Annotated in this window: 18 protein-coding genes; 10 read left to right on the top strand and 8 right to left on the bottom strand. The window is 59.6% G+C overall.

Annotation, left to right across the window (positions count from 1 at the left end; genetic code table 11):
* The first annotated feature begins 21 nt into the window (after positions 1-21).
* Both CLV74_RS12540 and CLV74_RS22835 read left to right on the top strand, forming a co-directional pair.
* Positions 22-1,005 (top strand): ABC transporter substrate-binding protein, encoded by a 984-nt coding sequence (locus tag CLV74_RS12540; RefSeq protein ID WP_106265267.1) that lies wholly within the window; start codon positions 22-24, stop codon positions 1,003-1,005.
* A gap of 126 nt (positions 1,006-1,131) precedes the next feature.
* The gene (locus CLV74_RS22835) at positions 1,132-1,302 is read left to right on the top strand and encodes a hypothetical protein (protein WP_170108040.1); all 171 of its coding nucleotides are present in this window, start codon (positions 1,132-1,134) and stop codon (positions 1,300-1,302) included.
* Positions 1,303-1,306: 4 nt separating this feature from the next.
* Here CLV74_RS22835 and CLV74_RS12535 read toward each other — a convergent pair whose 3' ends face one another.
* From CLV74_RS12535 to CLV74_RS12520, 4 genes are all read right to left on the bottom strand, one after another.
* Positions 1,307-2,218, bottom strand: a complete 912-nt coding sequence (locus CLV74_RS12535; RefSeq protein WP_106265265.1) for a pirin family protein — start codon at positions 2,216-2,218, stop codon at positions 1,307-1,309.
* 168 nt (positions 2,219-2,386) lie between these two features.
* Positions 2,387-4,357, bottom strand: a complete 1,971-nt coding sequence (locus tag CLV74_RS12530; RefSeq protein ID WP_106265263.1) for an alpha/beta hydrolase family protein — start codon at positions 4,355-4,357, stop codon at positions 2,387-2,389.
* 299 nt (positions 4,358-4,656) lie between these two features.
* A complete protein-coding gene (locus CLV74_RS12525) occupies positions 4,657-5,259 on the bottom strand; it encodes a hypothetical protein (RefSeq protein WP_106265261.1) in 603 nt (200 codons plus the stop codon).
* Positions 5,249-5,752 (bottom strand): sigma-70 family RNA polymerase sigma factor, encoded by a 504-nt coding sequence (locus CLV74_RS12520; RefSeq protein WP_106265259.1) that lies wholly within the window; start codon positions 5,750-5,752, stop codon positions 5,249-5,251. The genes CLV74_RS12525 and CLV74_RS12520 overlap by 11 nt, the downstream gene beginning before the upstream one ends.
* Positions 5,753-5,842: 90 nt before the next feature.
* Between CLV74_RS12520 and CLV74_RS12515 the strand changes: the two genes are divergently transcribed.
* Positions 5,843-6,088 carry a hypothetical protein gene (locus tag CLV74_RS12515; protein WP_146134952.1) on the top strand — a complete coding sequence of 82 codons (246 nt, stop codon included), beginning with the start codon at positions 5,843-5,845 and terminating at the stop codon, positions 6,086-6,088.
* Positions 6,089-6,116: 28 nt separating this feature from the next.
* On the opposite strand, the gene CLV74_RS12510 is transcribed toward CLV74_RS12515, so the two are convergent.
* Complete coding sequence (locus CLV74_RS12510) at positions 6,117-8,651, bottom strand: M10 family metallopeptidase (protein WP_106265253.1); 2,535 nt, start codon at positions 8,649-8,651, stop codon at positions 6,117-6,119.
* A gap of 337 nt (positions 8,652-8,988) precedes the next feature.
* Between CLV74_RS12510 and CLV74_RS12505 the strand changes: the two genes are divergently transcribed.
* Complete coding sequence (locus CLV74_RS12505; protein ID WP_106265251.1) at positions 8,989-9,756, top strand: alpha/beta fold hydrolase domain-containing protein; 768 nt, start codon at positions 8,989-8,991, stop codon at positions 9,754-9,756.
* Here CLV74_RS12505 and CLV74_RS12500 read toward each other — a convergent pair.
* Positions 9,709-11,772 carry a hypothetical protein gene (locus CLV74_RS12500; protein ID WP_146134951.1) on the bottom strand — a complete coding sequence of 688 codons (2,064 nt, stop codon included), beginning with the start codon at positions 11,770-11,772 and terminating at the stop codon, positions 9,709-9,711. The genes CLV74_RS12505 and CLV74_RS12500 overlap by 48 nt on opposite strands.
* Positions 11,773-12,676: 904 nt before the next feature.
* Between CLV74_RS12500 and CLV74_RS12495 the strand changes: the two genes are divergently transcribed.
* Both CLV74_RS12495 and CLV74_RS12490 read left to right on the top strand, forming a co-directional pair.
* Entirely contained in the window at positions 12,677-13,600 is a 924-nt protein-coding gene (locus CLV74_RS12495) for an MYG1 family protein (protein ID WP_106265247.1), read from the top strand.
* Positions 13,601-13,682: 82 nt separating this feature from the next.
* Positions 13,683-13,934, top strand: a complete 252-nt coding sequence (locus tag CLV74_RS12490) for a WGR domain-containing protein (protein WP_106265245.1) — start codon at positions 13,683-13,685, stop codon at positions 13,932-13,934.
* Here CLV74_RS12490 and CLV74_RS12485 read toward each other — a convergent pair.
* Together CLV74_RS12485 and CLV74_RS12480 are read right to left on the bottom strand one after the other, a co-directional pair.
* Complete coding sequence (locus CLV74_RS12485; protein ID WP_106265243.1) at positions 13,931-14,626, bottom strand: RES family NAD+ phosphorylase; 696 nt, start codon at positions 14,624-14,626, stop codon at positions 13,931-13,933. The genes CLV74_RS12490 and CLV74_RS12485 overlap by 4 nt on opposite strands.
* Positions 14,623-15,024 carry an antitoxin Xre-like helix-turn-helix domain-containing protein gene (locus CLV74_RS12480; protein WP_106265241.1) on the bottom strand — a complete coding sequence of 134 codons (402 nt, stop codon included), beginning with the start codon at positions 15,022-15,024 and terminating at the stop codon, positions 14,623-14,625. Before CLV74_RS12480 ends, CLV74_RS12485 begins: the two co-directional genes overlap by 4 nt.
* Positions 15,025-15,270: 246 nt before the next feature.
* Here CLV74_RS12480 and CLV74_RS12475 point away from each other — a divergent pair, with 246 nt between their 5' ends.
* From CLV74_RS12475 to CLV74_RS12460, 4 genes are all read left to right on the top strand, one after another.
* Positions 15,271-16,281, top strand: coding sequence for a glycosyltransferase family 2 protein (locus CLV74_RS12475; RefSeq protein WP_106265239.1), 1,011 nt, complete (start codon positions 15,271-15,273; stop codon positions 16,279-16,281).
* A gap of 145 nt (positions 16,282-16,426) precedes the next feature.
* Positions 16,427-17,065 carry a hypothetical protein gene (locus CLV74_RS12470; RefSeq protein WP_106265238.1) on the top strand — a complete coding sequence of 213 codons (639 nt, stop codon included), beginning with the start codon at positions 16,427-16,429 and terminating at the stop codon, positions 17,063-17,065.
* A gap of 601 nt (positions 17,066-17,666) precedes the next feature.
* Positions 17,667-18,848, top strand: coding sequence for a sensor histidine kinase (locus tag CLV74_RS12465; protein WP_106265237.1), 1,182 nt, complete (start codon positions 17,667-17,669; stop codon positions 18,846-18,848).
* Positions 18,845-19,285, top strand: coding sequence for a response regulator (locus tag CLV74_RS12460; protein WP_106265234.1), 441 nt, complete (start codon positions 18,845-18,847; stop codon positions 19,283-19,285). The genes CLV74_RS12465 and CLV74_RS12460 overlap by 4 nt, the downstream gene beginning before the upstream one ends.
* Positions 19,286-19,292: the final 7 nt, after the last annotated feature.

Here is a 19,292-nt window from a genome sequence, read left to right as displayed (position 1 = left end):
AACGCCAACAAGGAGTCGACAATGAGAAAATACCTGATGGCCACAGCGGCCGCCCTGACGACCGCCACCAGCGCCTATGCCGCCGATGACGTCACCTTGCAGCTGAAATGGGTCACTCAAGCCCAGTTCGCCGGCTACTATGTGGCGCTAGAGCAAGGCTTCTATGAGGCCGAGGGCCTGAACGTCACCATTCTGGCAGGTGGCCCCGATATCGCCCCCGGTCAGGTGCTGGCAGGCGGCGGCGCGGATGTGATGATCGACTGGATGCCCTCGGCGCTGGCCGCCCGCGAAAAGGGCCTGCCCATCGTCAATATCGCACAGCCCTTCAAATCCTCGGGCCTGATGCTGACCTGCTGGAAAGACAGCGGCATCACCGGCCCCGCCGATTTCCCCGGTCACACTCTGGGCGTTTGGTTCTACGGCAACGAATATCCCTTCCTGTCGTGGATGAGCCAAGAGGGCATCTCGACCGAAGGCGGCGAGGGTGGCGTCACCGTGCTGAAGCAAGGCTTCAACGTGGACCCGCTTCTGCAGCGTCAGGCGGACTGTATCTCGACCATGACCTATAACGAATACGGTCAGGTGCTTGAGGCAGGCGTGACCGCGGATGAACTGGTCACCTTCAAATACGAAGACGTGGGCGTCGCCACGCTGGAAGACGGCCTTTACGTGCTGGAAGACAAGCTGGCCGATCCCGCCTTTGAGGACAAAATGGTCCGCTTCGTCCGCGCCTCGATGCAGGGTTGGAAATGGGCCGAAGAGAACCCCGAAGACGCGGCTATGATCGTTCTGGACAACGACGAGACCGGCGCCCAAACCGAAGAGCATCAGATCTACATGATGGGCGAAGTGGCCAAGCTGACCGCAGGCTCGGACGGCACGCTGGACCCCGCCGATTATGAGCGCACCGTGGCCACCCTGCTGGCAGGCGGCTCGGACCCCGTGATCACCAAAGCGCCCGAAGGCGCCTACACGCTGGCGATCACCGACGCGGCCCTGAAGTAACGCAACAAGGGGCAGCGCGCAGGTGCTGCCCCCCCCTCACAGGGCCGTGATTAAACGAATTTTCGCACGTCCCGTTCCTCTCAAAGTATGCTGCAACAGGCAGCGAAACGAAGAGGAGACATACATATGGGCGTATCTGGTTGCTCAAGCTGCTCGGGTGCAGCACACGTCATGGCCGCAACGTCGAATGCCGCGCCTGCTGCCGCCCCCGCAGCGCAAGCCCCTGCAAAACCCGCGACGGACACCGTTTCGATCTCGCCCGAGGCAATGGCGAAAATGCAGGCCTCTAGCGGCTAAAGCCTTACAACGCGACAAATTCCTTATCGTCTCCGGGCGGCAGGCGGAACGGGCCGTTGTCCCAATCGGCCCGTTTCCAAGCCTCTTTCGCAGCTTCGATCTTTTCTTTTGAAGAAGACACGAAATTCCACCAGATGTAGCGGCGCTCATTCATCGTCGCGCCCCCAAGTACCAACAACCGCGCCCCTTGGGGTCCTGCCCGCACAGACATCCCGTCACCGGGCCGGAATACCATCATCTGCCCCGCATCATAGCTTTGCCCTGCTACAATGATGGCGCCTTCCAAGATGAAAATCCCCCGATCCTCATGCTCGTCCGGCAAGGGAAAACCAGCACCGGCTTCCAAGGTCACATCCAGATAGAAGGCTTCGGACGGCATAGTCACAGGGCTTTTCACCCCATAGGCTTGCCCTAAAATCACGCGGGCCGAGGCCCCACCATCCCGCAATACCGGCAAAGCCCCCTTGCCAAAATGCTCGAACGATGGGTCCATATCCTCATCCCGCTCCGGCAAGGCGATCCACGTTTGCACCCCGAACAACCCATGTCCCGCAGCCCGAACCTCCGGCCCGGTGCGCTCGGAATGGGTCACGCCTTTTCCGGCAATCATCCAGTTCACATCTCCGGGCGCGATCACCTGCTGCGCGCCGGTGCTGTCCCGATGCTCGAAGGCCCCTTGATAAAGATATGTCACCGTCCCAAGCCCGATATGCGGATGGGGCCGCACATCCAGACCTGAACCCGTCACAAACTCCGCCGGTCCCACCTGATCAAAGAAAATAAACGGACCCACCATCTGCCTCTGGGCCGAGGGCAACGCCCGCCGTACCTCGAACCCGCCAATATCCCGCGCCCGCGGAATGATCAGGGTCTCAAGCGCATCGCCCCCGTGGGCGCTCATCGGGTTCCAACTCATGGCAGCCTCCTAAACTGCCCACATATATAGCCCGCCCAAAACTCACGCCTACATCCACCCGCGCACCAATCCTGTGCAGGCGGGCCCCTATTTCATCTTGGCAAAAATACCTCGGGGGAGGCCGCAAGGCCGGGGGCAGCGCCCCCAACCCGTTCGGGCATCAAAAGATCAGTTATAAAACAGATCGCTGTGACTTAGATCATCCAGATGCACAGAGCGCAGGATCACTTCCAGCCCATCGCCTTTGATCACCGTGTCATCGCCTTTGTAGCTCAGGCTCAGATCACTGTTTGAGAGCCCGTCAAAGCGGATACGGTCGATCCCGATCTCGAAATCCCGCACCACATCGCGCCCGTGGTTTTCGGCAAAGACAAACACATCACGTCCGCTCCCGCCGATCAGCAAGTCATTGCCGTATCCGCCCACCAGCGTGTCGTGATAGGCCCCGCCGCGCAGCACATCGTTCCCGCCTTCGCCACGCAACAAATCGGCGCCTGTGTCGCCTTTCAGGCTGTCGCGTCCGTTGCCGCCGAACAGCTTGTCCGCCCCGTCACCGCCTCGCAGCACATCATTGCCCGCATCGCCACGCAGACGGTCGTTGCCAGCCCCGCCGTAAATCGAGTCGTTGCCGCCGCTGCCCTGCATAAAGTCGTTCTCGCCATCCCCATACAGGCGGTCGTCGCCGCCGCCGCCGGTGATGTTGTCGCTTCCCGCGCCGCCGTGCAACTGGTCGGCACCGGTGCCGCCGCGCAGTTTGTCCGCACCAGTGTCGCCGTAAAGCGTGTCATTGCCGTCATCGCCCCACAGCCAGTCCAGCCCGCCGCCGCCGCGTAGCAGGTCGTTGCTATCCCCGCCAAAGGCACGGTCGTTACCGCTGCCCGCGAACAGTCGGTCATCGCCGCTGCCCCCGTCCAGCGTGTCATTACCCACGCTGCCCGACAGGGTGTCATCGCCTGCGCCGCCCCAAAGGTGGTCGTTGCCGCCTTCGCCGTAAAGAGCATCCTGCCCGACGCCCCCATGCAGCTTGTCGTAGCCGGTGCCGCCCTTTGCGGTATCATTACCCGCGCCGCCCGACAGCAGATCGTCGCCGCCAAACCCGAGCAATTCGTCATTGCCTTCGCGGCCAATGATGTAATCGGCGTCGCCCGTGCCTTTCAGGGCGGCGCTGCCGTTGTCATTGGCGCTGGGATCGTCGCTGTCATTGCCCGAGGCCTCGACGTTGTCGCCGTCTGCATCGCTGCCATTGCCCATGATCACCAGATTGCCGCTGAAATAGCCGTTCAGCGGGTCGGTGGTCAGGGCCAGAGTGTTCTCGTAGTAGAGCTTGCTCTCGTGTTGCAGGCCGACGATGTAATCGGTGGACCACCAGTTTGCCACGTCGTCCAGACGGTCAAGGTTCTGCATTTCGAAGGTCAGGACCGTGCCGTCGGGGTGTTCATTCCGGCTAAGAACAGCGGTCGGCACCCACCAGCTTTCCAGCCCCGGATAGACCACCAGATCGCCGTCATTGGCCACCAGAGTATAGTCGCTGAGGTCCACGTTCTTGACCATGCTGCTGACCAGACCGGCCGAGCCCACGGCAATCGCTTCAAGATCCACGCTGTTCGACACCCGCGAGGCGTCCTGCATCATGAAGGTATCCACCATCGAGCCACCAAGGCTGTGGCCTGTGACCACCAGCGCATCAACTCCGTTCGAGGATTTGTTCACATAGGCGATCACCGCGTCGATCAGGGGTTCAAACCCGTCGTAATAGCCTTGCAGCCCGTTCTTGGTGAAGGCCTGTCCCAGCACCGCGTTGGTGTTGTCATCGGTGCCGCGAAAGCTGAGGGTCACAACTTTGGTGCCGTCTGCCAGCACGGTCTCAGCCACAAGGGCTTGGGCGTCATAATCGCCGCCGCCCGTATCGCCGCTATAAAGCCCGCCCGCCGCATAGGATGCGCCGCTGCCTGAGAGGGTGGGGGTCAGGACGGTCCAGCCTTGCAGGGCCAGAAAGCTGTTATAGGCATCATCCAACCCGTTATCGCTTTTGCCGCGGTAGGATGAGGGCAGGCGGTCCTCTCCGTACACCACATGGGCGAAACTTCCGGCGATGGTCAGGGCTGTATAGCGGTCAAGAACCGAGGTCGAAGAAGGCATGGCAAAAAACCTGTAAATCAAAAAAACATATAAAACCGGCGGCGCAGTGGCCCGCTCTGGCCCTATGATCTCTTGCCTCTGCTTCGCGGAAAAGAGGGGAAAACCGGCGCATCGCCCCTACTGGGGGCGGATTTCGGCGGAAATTTCAGGCACTATGAGGAGTCAGAGGCAATTGACCCCGTTGCCGCCATTTGGCGCGGCGGCGGGTGGGTGCAGTATGGTGTTAGGCAGGCTATCACATCCCCGCTGTGGCGCATCTGGCAGCGGCGGGAATGTGAGTATTTATGCAATAAAGAAGCCTAGTCTTCGCGCGTAAAGTGATGTTCGGCCAGCATTTTCGGGGCCTTACTAAGGGGGCCGTCGGCCGAGAGGGCCAGTACGGTTCCTGAAGCAAAGGGCAGGCTCAGTTTCTGGCCTGCGTTCCCCAGATAGCTGTAGCCCGTAGGGGTTTTGATCCAGATGTGCAGGGTGGTCTGCGCGGCGCTCTGGCTGCGGATGCTGCCCGATTGGGTGTTCCAGCGCAGGGTCATCTGGCCGATCCCCGTGTCATAGACATGGGTTTCGGTGTTCAGCGCGCGGGTGATCAGGAAGGCTGCCAGAAGCGTGGCCTTGACCCCGATGATGCCGCCCACCACCGGTTTCCAGCCAAAACCCTTGTCGGGGGCTTTGGCGGTGTCGGGGGCGCCGAAGAGGCGGGCTTCGATCTTGTCGTAGGTGCCTTTGGGCGCTTTTTGCGGGGGCAAGTTGGCAAAGCAACCTGCCAGACGCTCTTCCCACCACCAGACTTCTGCGTCGAAGGCAGGGTCGGTGGCGCGGCGGCGCTCGGCCTTATGGGCTTCGTCTTCTTGAAGCAGGCCCATCGCCAGTTCGGCGGCCAGAGGAAGGGGCTGGTCAGAGGTCATCGGCACTTTCCAGACATTCGCGAAGTTTCAGCAGGCTACGGCGCAGCCATGTTCTGACGGTATTGAGGGGGGTGCCAAGTGTGTCGGCCACATCCTGATAGGACAGCCCGTACATGTAGACTTGCAACACAGCTGTCGCATGTGTCTGATCCAAAGTGGCCAGACAGCTGCGCAGGTCCGCGCGGATCTGATGTATGGTGCTGGTCGATCGTGTCGGATCCGCCACCATGTCTAATTCCCCGTCTTCATCCAGACGCTTACGGGACTGGCGCAGACTGTCGATTGCCACATTGCGGGCGATCGTTGCCAGCCACGCCTCGCCGTTGCGCGTCACATCAAAGCTTGGCGCTCCTCGCCATGCTTTTATATATACGTTCTGAAGGGCGTCTTCTGCGTCAGCCCGATCCCGAAGAATTCGCATTAAAATTGCAAACATGCGTTCAGAGGTCAGTTTGTATAACCTCTGCAGGGCTTGCCGATCGCCGGTAGCCATTAGCGAAATTTCGTGGCAGATTTGTCCGGTCAACTTTGTACCTTATTTTTGTGAGTCAAACTAACACAAGGGAACAAAGGTAATCCTCTCATGCTAACTGCACTTCGCCGGATCGACAAACTCACATTTCAATTAATGACTGTGGCCTTTGTCGGAATCCATATCCCGCTGACCGCGCTGGTGGTCTACGGGCTGATCAACGGTTTCGCTGGCCTGATTACCGTTTTGCTGATCGCGCTGGCGGCTACGCTGGTCTCGACCGCGGTCTCACTGGCGGTGATCGTCAAGCTGCGCACGGTCAGCTCCGTAGGCCCTGAAGCCATCGCCAGAGCCTGATCCTGCATGCCGTGCGCAAGCCAAGGGGTCAGCCGAAGCTGAGCAGGTCTGCGTGAACCTCTTCGTCCTCGACCCCGTCCAGATAGACGCTTGAGGTGCCGTAGGTCACGGTCAGGCCACTGCCCGACTGGCTGAAGAGCAGGCCGGTTTCGTCGTCTTCGTCCAGCTCGAATTGCAGCTGGTCGGTGCCGATGGTGAAATCGCGGATCACATCGGTCAAGAGGCCATCCCCTAGCATGATGCGGAAGATGTCCGTGCCTTGGCCGCCGGTCATCTGATCTGTCCCGAGGCCGCCGACAAGCAGGTCGTTGCCGCTGCCGCCTGCCAGCGTGTCGTCCCCGTCGCCGCCCCAGAGGCTGTCGTGCCCTGTGCCGCCGCCCATCAGATCATTCCCCAGACCGGACAGCAGGCTGTCGTTGCCCGCGCCGCCCCAAAGAATGTCATCGCCGCCCGCCCCGATCACCGTGTCGCTGCCTGCGCCGCCACTAAGTTGGTTCGCGCCATCGTCGCCGGTGATATGGTCATCGGCCTTAAAGCCCATGACGTTCTCGATCCCCGAAAGGATGTCGGTGCCGGTAGCATCCCCTGTGGCCGTGCCTGCCGCCAGATCGACGCGCATGTCTGTGCGTCCGTAAAGACGCAAGGTGTCCTGCCCGTCGCCGCCGATCAGTGTGTCATTGCCTGCGTCGCTGGAGAGGATGTCATCGCCCGCGCCGCCATCCAGCAGGTCATCCCCATCGCCGCCCCAAAGCCGGTCATTGCCGTCCTGACCGTAAAGGGTGTCATCGCCGCTGCCGCCCATCATCCGGTCATAACCTGCGCCACCGTCCAGCATGTCGTTGCCGCTGCCGCCAAGCAGATTGTCCGCGCCGCCATTGCCATAAAGAGTGTCGTCGCCTGCGTTGCCGCGTAGCTTGTTGGCACCATCATCGCCGGTCAGCGCATCGCCATATCGCGAGCCCGAGATATTCTCGATCTCAGTAAGGCTGTCATTGCCAAATCCGGTGTTCTGGGTGCCGGTGTTCGACAGATCGATCACATTCGCGCCGTCGGGGTCGGAATAGACCCAATCGACGCCGTCGCCGCCCTCAAGCACATCGTCGCCCGCGCCGATGTAAAGGCGATCATCGCCGTCACCGCCAAGCTGGATGTCGTTGCCCTCATCCCCAAGCAGCCGGTCCGCGCCGATGCCCCCAAGCAGCATGTCATCGCCGCCGCCACCCGCGAGGCGGTCATTGCCATCGGCCCCGATCAGTTGGTTGTCGTTGTCGTCGCCGGTCAGATAGTCGTCGCCCGAACTGCCCGAGACATTCTCGATCCCGATGATGGTGTCGCGGCCGGTGTCCTGATCAAAGACAGTACCGCGGAAGAGGTTCACATGGACCCCGTCGCGGTCGGCCAGTGTCAGCCAATCGATGCCTGCGCCGCCGTCAATGGTGTCATTGCCTGCCTCAAGGATGAAAATCTCGTTGCCTGCGCCGCCTTGCAGCAGATCGTTCCCGTCGCCGCCATAAAGGACGTCGTTGCCATCGCCGCCGGTCAGGGTGTCATTGCCTGCCATCCCGAACAGCAGGTCGTCGCCGTCGCCTGCAGAGAGGTCGTTCGCTGCGGTGTTGCCGACGATCCGGTCATCGCCCGCGCCGGTCGAGGCGTTCTCGATCACGGTGCCAGCGGCAAGGAAAAGGTTGTCTGTGCCCCCGCCGATGGAGGAGGACGTGGCCGACGTGGCGGTTGCCTGTGTGATGGTCAGGTCGATGTCCTGATCCATGCTCCAACCCGAGGCATCCAACGTGTCAATGCCGCCTGCATCTGCCAGCGTGTAGAAATTGCTGCCTGCATTGTCGGCCAGCGCGGACAGAACCGGAAAGAGGTTTCCATCAAGCGAGGTGTTGAAGCCGTAAACCGTGTCTCCCGACAGGATCTGATAGCCGGTGCTTGCCCCCACTTGCGCTACCTGACTGGTGTAAAGTTGTTGCAGGGCGATCATATCCGCAACCGAATAGGTCTGCGCATAGCTCAGCCCCTCGGTCTGGTACTGCGAGGGGGCGGCATAGCTCATGACAGAGGTGTGCCAGTTGTCGTTCGCCACATCAGGGTTGTAGGTGAAGGTGGTGTATTCGTCGGGATGGTCCAGCCCCAGCGCGTGGCCGATCTCGTGCAGGACAGTCTGGAAATAGTAGTCCGTGCTGCTGGTCGAGCCCTGAAACCACGCCTCAGAGATATTCACCTGCGCCGAGAACATGTCGTTGGTGTCGGGCCAGTAGGAATAGCGCGTAAAGCCGCCCGCCTCATCATCGGTAAAGGTGATCAGGCTGTCGCCACTCACCTCGGTGAAGCGGATGCCGGTGGTGTTCGAGATATAGGCCAGTGCCTGCTGCACCACCTCGGCGCGGGCCTCCGAGATCCCGTCGGCATCGGCGCTGCTGCTGCCCAGATTATAGGTGATCGCGCCCCCGAGCGCGGACAGGTTCGCGCTGAGAGGATCGGCCAGCGTGGTGCTGGAGGGGTCCTGCATGACCCGGTTTGCCAGGGCTTGAAGGCTAAGGCTGGTATCAGTGGCCATGACGCTTTCCTCCGCAGGATTGGGAACCCCCAAAGTCTCGCAGAACAAGCGGCTTGATGCCTTGGCGCTGTCGATCAAATGTTTAGGCTATTTGACCGTAAGACGTGGCCAAATGCGGCAGGTGCAGCATCGATTGGGGGGGTGGCTACCCGTTTGTAACCGTCGGCAATGTCTTGCTGCCGAGCGGCGGAGAATCGCTGTGATTAAGCTAATTTCGCGCCGTGGTTGTTTTCATCTTTACAGAACTCGCCAACTGGCCTTTTTCTATTAACCATAAGTTATCTCCTCCGGATTAGCGTTTGATCCGGTCGAGTCTCGACGTGGGCGAAGTTTATTGATGATTGATATTTATGAAGACGACCATTTGAAAATCTCGGTGGTCGAAAATACCGAAGCAGACAAAGCAGATTCTGTAATCCTGTCTTTCACAGGTCTCGGGCATCGGGTTGAGGATACACATATCCAGAAACCGGAATTTTACGGCACCGGACAGGCATTCGCCGCGACAGTGTTTATCACTGACAAGACCCGTTCATGGGGAAATTCGCTGGATTTCGACGTGATCACAAAGCTGATCACGCCTTATATCAAGGGGCGGAAGATCTTCACCATCGGCAACAGCATGGGCGGGTTCAACGCCATTCTGGCGGGTCACTATTTCCCTGTTGAGGCCTGCGTCGCCTTTGCACCCCAGTTCAGCGTCGATCGCCGTGTGGTGCCGTGGGAAGATCGCTGGAGCAAGGCGATTGCCAGAATTAAATCGTTCGACGTCGGCGTGATCTCGGATTTTATGAACGATACCACACGATATTACCTGTTTTCGGGTGGGCGCGGGCTGGATTATTTCCATGCGGCGCTGTTTCCCAAGGGGCCGAATATCTTTCACTATCGCTTCAACCGCCTTGGTCATCACCTGAGTGGCAAGCTGAAGAAAAGAGGTGCGCTGGATGATCTGATCCGCGGCTGCTTTGAGGGGGATGTGACCATGCCCAAAGGCCAGCCCGCAGAGGTGCTAAGCCCCGTGCGTCTGCGCCGTGAGCAAAAGCAGCGTATGCGCTTAGCGCGCGCTTCGGGCCGCCGCGCTGGCGCTGCACAGGCGGGATAGGGTCTGAAGGGCTGTGCTGGCGTCGGCCTGAAGCATGTCAGGCAGCGCCAGCTTCAGCGTTTCGGTCTGCCCCGCGCGCGAGCCAAGTTCGTGCTGGGTGTCCCACCGACGCTCCCACAATGAGACCGGCTGGCTCAGGGTAAAGCGCAGGAAGGTGCCATCGGATTCGGCAGGCTCTAGGGTCAGTGCCCCAAGATCAACGCTGGCATGGACCTCGACAAAGGGCATTTCGACGGCGCTTTCGGGGGCGGCCTCAAGGGCGGCGGTGGCGGGCAGTTGATCTTGTAGCACGCTCAGGCGGCACAGGGCCCCAAGGGTTTCACGGCTTTCCGGCAGCACACGTGTGGTGATCTGGTAGGGTAGCACCGGTCCAGCTGCGTTCTGCGTGTCAATGGGTGCGTCGGCGATCACCTTGTCCTGCGCCAAGAGCAGTTGCAACTGGTCCAAGAGACCCGCGCCATAGCTGAGATAGGGATCAATGACCGGCAAACCGCAGCCGCCTGCATCGGTCAGGAATAGGGGCGCACCACTTTCGGCAAGCGTCATTTGTGCGGTGCAACCATCTGCGATGAAATGCACCTGATACACGCCCTCTTCGGGTCGCGCAAAGAACTGCGTGTCCGAGCGGGGGGCACTGTCGGGAAAGACCACCAACTGCGCTCCGGCGCGGCAGACCATCTGGGCATAGTCCGACTGGCGCAGGGGAGGGATCACCGTCTCTGAAGCGCCTTCTTTCAGGCTGGCCAGATCTTCCGCAGCTTGAGTGCCCCAGATCGAAAGGCAGCCGCTGTCCACGTGAACCTCTTGTTCGCGCAGGCCGGTGACCGCGGAAAGCGCGTCATTCTGAACCAACGGCAGGAAGCCCTCAGAGATGCCGGCGATGCGGTCGGGGGACTGGCGTTCGTAGGTTTGCGCCTCGGCCATGGGGGTTAGTGTCATGGCGGCCTTGAAGGCCGTCGCCGTTTCTTCGTCCGTAAAGGGGCCGACCGCAGGCGCGATGCGTCCGCTGGTCAGTTGCAAGCCCAGAACGTAAAGGTCGAAATCCGCCAATGCGCCGCTGGTCAAAGCGTCCTGCAAGGCGGCCAGAATATCGGCGGTGCGGGTGCCACCTGCCTCGGCGGCGATTTCGGTCGCGACCTCGGGAGCTGTCAGCCAGAAGGTTCCTTCGGTGAACAGCATGTCCCGAAGGGCAAGACGGGCTTTGTCGGCCAATGACGGCTCGGGCGCTTCGGGGGCCACATCGGGATCGGCCAGCGCTTCGGGTGGGGTTTCGGGCGGCGTGTTCTTGGCGGGCAGCACAGGCACTGCAAAGCCGCTGTCCAACGGCGCGATGTATAGCACATCGGCAAAGGGCTCGGCGTCGGGGCCGCGGCCATCGGCCAGCATCAGGACGTTGTCGCGGTTGACGGTGTAAAGGCAGCGGGGCGGCGCGCCGGTCAGGGCCAGACAAATCTCGTCCGGATCAGAGAGGTTTACCAGCCCCAGCGCCTGCGTGTTGTCAGGACCGGTATAGCGCACCTCTTCGTCGAAATCGAAATCCAGATAGCGGATGTCGCCGGTGTCGTGATCACGCAGGTAAACGCGCTTGCCTTCCCAGTTCTGGACGCTGCCGTCATAGGTCGCAGGGTTGTGGGCAAAGCGGCCCGGCTTGGCCATGAAAATCTGCGAGCGGCCAATGGGTGCGTTCACCTCATATGCGCCATTCGATTCCGTTACGGTCGTCCAGTCGCGGCCACGGCCCAAAGGGGGCAGCGCCTTGCATTCCTCATTCGCGTCGGGGGCAAAGCGAAAGCATAGCACATCCTCAGAGGCCAGCCGCCACGGCACAGCGATCTGGGTGCCTGACTGGAACGAGAATTCGGCTACCCCCGCAGGGTCCAGATAGAGCGAGAACAGGGCATTATCAGCGGCATCTGCACCTACCAACGTATAGCCTGCAAGGTCCTTGGCGGCAGGAATGTCGGGGTCATCAGTTTGCTGTGCCTGCAAGGGCGCGATGCCCGTCATGGCAATCAAGCAAAAGGTGCCGAAAAGATGCTTTAAATAATTCAAGAGCGTGGCCAAGTGTGTTCCGGTAAACGCATCTTTCGCGATAGTCTGGTTTGATGAAACCTGCAATGCGCTGTTCGTATCCATTCGTATAGTAAGTTTCGATTTATTCCCGCAAGTTTTGCATCTTTTTGGGCGGTTGGTCGTAATTTATGCAGCGTCTGGATCATCCGCGTTTCCGAGATTGTAAGCAGCTGAATCGAAACAAACACTTAAAGGCGGGCGGCTGATTTGATGCGCTGAGGACAATTCTGATGTTACCCCAGCGGCATTTCCTCTCATAGCGGGACAGAGTCACATACTCTTATGCAACTTAAGCGGGAAATTACCCTTATCTGTCAAGGTGTCTGAGGTCTTCGATCGTACAATCTCTTATCTCACCATTGCCTGCGTGCCCTGAAAGGGGTGTTCTTGTCGGGTGGCTCTTGCCGAGCATCCTCAGGGTTGTGTCCTGAATGGGTAGAGCATTTTCCGATCCTATGATTTTGGAGGTCTACAAAATCCCAATTCAAGGGCCGGACAGCCTGCAATAATGTTCGAAACAGCTCATGTTTCTGTCGCATCATTTTTGCGGAAATATCGTGACTGATTCACAAAAAATTTTGCACATTTTCTGCAAATAGAACGAAAATTCTGCGAACATTTGATGGTGCGTCCGATGCCGCGGGTGCGGGGCTCAAACTGAAAGCGGTGCCTAAGTACTGCCCTTTGCCTCTGTCGGGTGTGGCCGATATGCACAAGTCCTACAGTTTTTAGTCGTGTAAGCGCGTCTTGCATTCGTCTGCGGGTTGAAATGACGGGCGCCGCAGCCCTACACCTGTGGAAAAGTGCCCGTTTAGAGGTGCTTAACACATGTTAACGAGCAGTTTTTATGACGATTTCTTATCTAGTGACCCACTCGGGCGGCTTTCATGCCGACGAGCTTCTCAGCTCTGTGGTGCTGACGCGCCTTTACCCTGAGGCGCAGATCGTGCGCACCCGAGATGAGGGCTGGATTACCCCTGCAGCGGGGCGGCTGATTTATGATGTGGGCCGCGATTATGATGCGGCGCGGGGGGTCTTCGATCATCACCAGCAGCAGAATCCCCTGCGGCCCGATGGGCGGCCGTACAGCAGTTTCGGGCTGATCTGGCATCACTACGGGCAGGATTATCTGCGCAGTCACAGCGTGCCAGAGGCGGATATCGCGGCGATCCATGACAAGATGGACCAGAATTGCGTGCTGCCGATTGACCTGATGGACAATGGCGCGGTGCAGCCTTCGGTCGCGGGGCCGCTGCTGTCGAAGCTGACCTTGCCGGTGCTGCTGGAAAGCCTGAAGCCGGTATTCGATGATCCCGATGACGGGGCCGAGGATCGGGCCTTTGCCCGCGCTTTGGACATCGCCCGTACCTTTGTCGAGGCCGCCGTTGCCGCCGAGGCTGCCAAGCGGCGGGCCGATGCGATGGTTAGGGACGCCATTCAAGCTGCTGGGACCGGGCGGGTGCTGGAATTGCAAAAGGGCATGCCGTTCCGGTCAGCGATCAAGGCAGCGCGGGCGGATCATCTGCTGTTTGTCGTCCATCCCCGCGCGACCGACTGGGTGCTGATGGGCATCCGCTTGGGCAGTGACACCTTTGACCAGCGGGCCGATCTGCCTGCCTCTTGGGCGGGGCTGACGGACGGGGCACTAGAGGCGGCCTCGGGGGTCAAGGGGGGCAAGTTCTGTCACAACCGCCGCTTTATCGCCGTGGCCGACAGCCGTGACGCCATTCTGGCGATGGCCGCAATCGCCGTGCAAGAGGCCACCACCTGACATCAACAAACGGAATCGGACGGGCGCGACAGATTCCGTTAATTCATTGGACGAAAGGGGGCTTTCGGGGCGACTCTGGGCTATGTCCCATGATCTGCCCTCGCCTCTTTATTTGACCCGCCGTGACGCCGCCCGCAATATGGCGCGGTTCTACGTGCTGTCGCTGGAAGAGACCCTGTTCGGAGAGATCGCCTTGGTCCGCAACTGGGGCCGCATCGGATCGGCGGGGCAAATGCAGCGGCAGACCTTTGACGGGCGCGGGGCGGCGGTGACGGTCTATCAGCGCCTGCTGAGGGTCAAGCAGCGCAAGGGCTATCGCGCCTCTGCAGCTTAGGCCACTTGCCGCAGGTCGTAATCCTCGGACCCGTTCCAGACCAGCAGCCAGGATGCACCGGGACGGACGTTCTGGATCGCTTGCGGCTCAAAGCAGACCAGACAGTTGCCCTCGGGTGCGCGGACCGAAGGGTAGATCAACCCCCGCGACCCATTGCGGCGCAACTGTTGGGCCAGCGCCTGCCCCTCAGGGTAGCCGGTGGCGGGGTCGGGGTGTAGGGCCGGATGATCGGGCGTGTCGGTCAGATCGTCAAAGGGGCCGATGAAATCCGCGTGCAGTTCCACATAGCGGGCTTCATCTTGGAAGATGCCGATATATGACAGCTCGCGCGTCCGGTGAAATGCCACCTCCGCGACCGAGGTCATCACGTCCCACGCGCAATACCACGCGCCCCGCTCGCCGCTGTTAAAGCGGTTGCCGCCGGTGCGGGTGTAGGTGAAGGCCGCGTTCACATGGGTTTCGCCATAAACACGCAGATCGGCGCGGCGGCGATGCCAAGCCAATTCGCGCGGGTCTAAATGAGGGCTCTTGCCGCGCTCGGCTGTCAGACGGGCGCTGGTCAAGCCTTCGAGTTCGGCCAGCAGGTCAGCCTCTTCGTCGCTGTCCACAAGGCCGCGCAGGACGGGGGGCTTGTGATAGGTGGCAGGCAACAGACGGATCAGGCCACGGTCCGAAAGCTGGGTGGTCTTCATAGACCGCCCCGCAGGGCATCCAGATAGGTGCGGATGTTCAGGATATGGGGCAGGCCCCCGTCAATCGCGCTGTCCACGGGCCGCGACCCATCGAACAAGGGGCCGGTGTTGGGCTGGGTGAACCACAGGCGGGCGACGGGTTCGGAAAAGTAAAGCTCTAGCGATTTGAAGATCCCCACCACCGCAGACAGGCGTAGCAACTGGTCTTTGGTCAGATCACCGGTAAAGCCTGGCTTCTTCGCCCGTTTCCACGTGCTTTCTGACATATCGGCCAAGGCGGCGGCCTCTTTCAGGCTTAGGCCCCATGCGCTGGCAATGCGGCCGTAGGCCTTTAGGGCCACGGCGTTCATGTCCGGCGTCTGGGTAACGGTCTGGCGCGGTTTCGCTGCGCTGTGCATGGCTGTGCCCTCAGGTTAGGGTCATTTGATCCTAATATATGGGCCATATGGACCGATATCAAGCACGATATGGGGGCATCTCTTTCGGATAGGGTCGGGATATCCACCAGTGCTGCAGTTGAAAATTGCCCGATGCAGGCGCAGCGGGTATTTGATCTTTATAAACTATTTCTTTGCCCTTCGGTTCTTAGGGTGAATTTTTTTCAGTACCGCACCTGCAATTCAATTGATTGAGGATGACGTCCCATGATGAACGGCGAAACCGTAATGATCGTTTCTACCATGCGGAACGAAGGCCCCTATATTCTGGAGTGGGTGGCCCATCATCTGTCAGTCGGTGTGGATGAGTTTCTGATTTTTACCAACGACTGCGATGACGGCACCGATGCGATCCTGTCGCGTTTGGGGCGGTTCCACAGGGTCACTCAGGTGCCGAACCCGAAGGTGATGTTCCGCGAAAAAGGCAACTGGCAGGTGATGGCGCAGCGCTATGCGCAGCAGTTCGGTGACTATCGGACTGCGGACTGGATTTACCACACGGATGCGGATGAATTTCTGCACATCAGGGCAGGCGATGGCACGCTGGAGGATTTCTATAAGGCCGCCGCTGACAAATCGGGGGATTTTCACGCGGTCTCTTTCTCGTCGATGCCGTTTTCGTCGGGGAACCAGAAGGCGCTGGATGATCAACTGGTCCAAAGCCGCTACACCCAGATGAGCAAATCCTATGGTGCGAGCCGTGAAGAGGGAACGCCGGTGCTGACTGCAGTGAAGACCATGTTCCGCAACGATGTATCCTTTGATCTGCGCCGCAACCACCGGCCCTATATGGCGGATTTCTCAGGGCAGGGGCTGACATGGGTTGATGGATCGGGCCGGTGGCTGGGGCCGGACTATACGGATAGCCGCATAAAGGCGCTGGATGCAGTTAGCAGTACGGATCTGGCGCAGATGAGCCACTATGCCATCAAATGTGCTGAGGCTTATATGGTCAAGCTGGATCGCGGAGATGTTGTTGGCTCGGACCGGTTGGGCAAGCAGTCCAACTATTGGAAGAACTACAACACCCAAGGCGATGAGGAGTTCGCATTCGCGACCCTGTCCCCTAAGGCGCAGGCGCTGTTGGACGGGTTTTTGGCGGACCCAGAACTGGCGCAACTGCACCGCGAGGCGCTGGACGTGCACAAGGCCAAAGTGGCCGCTATGCGCGAAAAGCCGGAATGGGAAGCAGTGGCGAGCCATATCGGGTTGGAATAGAGCCGCCCATCGCCAAACTGTGATTGTAAGAGCGCCTACCGCTTTGGTTATAGAGGGTCTGAACGGCCATTCGTGCCGGATTCCCTTGTTCCGCGATATCGGCTGAGATGCAGCCCGATCCCTTACCTGAGTGAGCCTACCTGTCATGCGCACCCTTCCTGTTCTTGCGTCTCTGCTTTTGGCATCTGCCGCGCCTGCCTTGGCGGATGTCTGCGATTATCGCCCCAGTGCCTTGATCAGTGGCGCGGGCGCTGCGGTGAAGAATGTGGACGCGGCAGACTTGGGCGCCAAGGCGGTCAGCTTTTACACCCTGACCCATGAGGTGACCGGCGCGACGATGTTGGGAACCTCGGCGGCGGGGGCCTCGGTCGCGGGGGGCTCGGGTCTGCTTGGGGGGTCCAGCGGCGCGCTGGGGGCGATGGCGGCGATTGCCACCGCGCCTGCCACCTTGATCGCGGCGGCGGTCGTGGGCACCGGTGTCGCGGCCTATGAGGGGGCGTGCTATTTCACCGTCGAGCGTCTGAAGGACCCCGAAGCGATCCGCGGCATTCTGAAGAACCTGGAAGAAAACGCCGACCCCGAGTATCTGCGCCTGACCCAGATCGACGGGAAAGAATATCTGCTGATTGCCAAAGAGCATGATGGGGCAGGGCGGGCCATCGATTGGACCCGGTATCGGGTCAGTAAGCTGTATATCGAGGACGGCATCCTGATGCACAGCGATCTGGGCCGGAACAGCAAGATCGGCCGTGTGCAGATGGTGCAAGCCGAGGCCGAGGAGTAAGCAGTCTTCTTTCTGGTCTTGGGGCGCGTTGCGAGGCGGGGCTCTGCCCCGCACCCCGAGGTATTTGTGCCAAGATGAAGAAGGCGGCACGCAAAGGGGTTTGGGTCAATAGGGGCACGTTGATTCCCATTCCGATGGCTATGCCCGAAAGACTTTGGTCCATCCGAAATAGCGTTTAAGTGCCCTTCGGAGATATTCGTATTTGCATGTATAAAATGCTGTGTTTGCGAATTTCCGTATAGGAATCGCGATACGGGCTGTCGGTGCCGAAAGATATGGCTGCCCTAGGGTAAAGGGGGCGAGCCGAAATTTTGTAGAACTTTTGGTATATTACGGATGGTTGTGGGGCTTGTCTCTTTGCAGGGTTTTGGATTTTGGGGTGTTTGCGTGGGTTTGGCTCAAGCTGCGTTGAGCGGACGAAAACCGATTTCTGCAAAGCGTTTTCAAACATCGCACTTGCAATATTGTCGTGTAGGGCCGACCTTTAGGGAAGCGAAAAGCCCAGTTGTCGGGGAGGTGTGTGCCCCAACGTCTGGGCTTTTTTTGTTCAGATTCTGGTTTCGTCCGGTTCCCTGCACCCCGCATTTTTCGGAAGGCGATCATGCTTCAGGTTGTACAGACAACCCATTATCTTGAAGATGAGCTTGCAGCCGTTGTGGCCGCAGGGGCACCTTTAGCAGGATATGTGACGCATCAGTCCCATGATGGAATGTGGGTGTGGGATTTGCAGGCGCCACAGAACGTCTGGGTCAGCCCCGAGTTCTGGCTGGTTCTTGGCTACGATCCTGCGGATCGGGACCACAGCGCCGAGGCGCTGGCAGAGGTCATATGGGAAAATGATCGGGTGAACTTCCCCGCCAGCCTTCTGGATGCAGATGTCGGGCACAATGGCATGATTGACCGGATCGTGCATTTCACCACCGCCTCGGGCGCGTTGATGCATTTCCGGTGCCGCGGGACGGCCTCTCGGCGCGAGGACGGGGCGGCGACCCGTATGCTGTTGGTGCTGGAAGACCTGAGCCCTCTGTTCAAGATGATCGAATTCCGCGAGTTGGCGGGTCTTTACGTGCAGCTGGCGGAAAAATCGCGCCAGACCGATGATTTCGAGCATTTCATGTTCGGCATGTCCCATGACATGCTGTCGCCGCTGAATGTGGCCTCATCGGCGCTGAAAGAGATCAAATACGAGCTTGAGGTCGGCAATCCGGACGAGGCCCATGCTTTGCTGGATTTGTGCGAGGATAGTCTGGCGCGGATGATTGGCTTGCTGAAAGGCATGCGCTCTTATTTCACCACGTCAAAGCCGGATGAGACCTATGCGGCGAGCGTCAGCTTGGCATCCGTGGCTAAGGCGGCGCGGGATGAATTGGCGCAGATGATTGAAAGCGCCCGGGCCGATGTCCATCTGGATTGTCCTCATCAGGTGGCGGGATCGGCGGCCCAGTTGCAGCTGCTGCTAAAGAACCTTCTGTCCAATGCCATCAAATTTTCCGGCCATAAGGGGGCGATATCGGTGCAGGTGCAGACGCGGCTGTTGCCGGGCGGCAAGGCTGTGCGCTTGAGCGTGCTCGACAATGGGATGGGCATTGATGAAAAGCACCGCCGGATCGTGTTCCATCCGTTCAAACGGTTACACCGGAACGCGAAGGGATCGGGATCGGGGCTTGGGCTTTCAATTTGCAAGCGGATCGCCAGCAATCACGGCACCACCGTCGAGATCAACGCCCTGCCCGAGGGCGGTACCGAAGTTTACATCGACTTACATGTGGGAGAGGCGCAATGAGAAGTGACAAAGCTCTTTCTTCCGTCTTGATTATTGACGACGACGAGATTGAGGTGATGCTGTACAGCCGACTGTGCAAACGTTCTGACGTTGTGGGGCGGATTGATGCCATTCATGATCCCGAGGCGGCGCTGCAGCATCTGCTGAGCCTGCCAAAGGTCGAATACGATCTGATCTTCGTTGATTACAATATGCCGTGCCTTGACGGGATCGAGTTGCTGCAGATGCTGCAAGAAAAGTCCGATCACCCTGTCTCGAAGGCCAATATCGTTATGCTGACCTCCTCGATCTGCCCTGCGGACGAGGCGGCTGCAAGAGGGTGCAGTTTGCTCTCGGATTTTATTACCAAGCCGCTCACCGAAGACATGCTCTTCAAACTCGCGCAGCGCTACGGTTCCGATGTAGGTGTCACCGCCCAAAGTTCACCCGCAGCCTGAAGCCAGA

Source organism: Donghicola tyrosinivorans (assembly GCF_003003355.1).
GTDB lineage: Bacteria > Pseudomonadota > Alphaproteobacteria > Rhodobacterales > Rhodobacteraceae > Donghicola > Donghicola tyrosinivorans.
The sequence above is the reverse complement of the archived record's forward strand: the minus strand, read 5'-3'. Positions and strand labels throughout refer to the sequence as shown.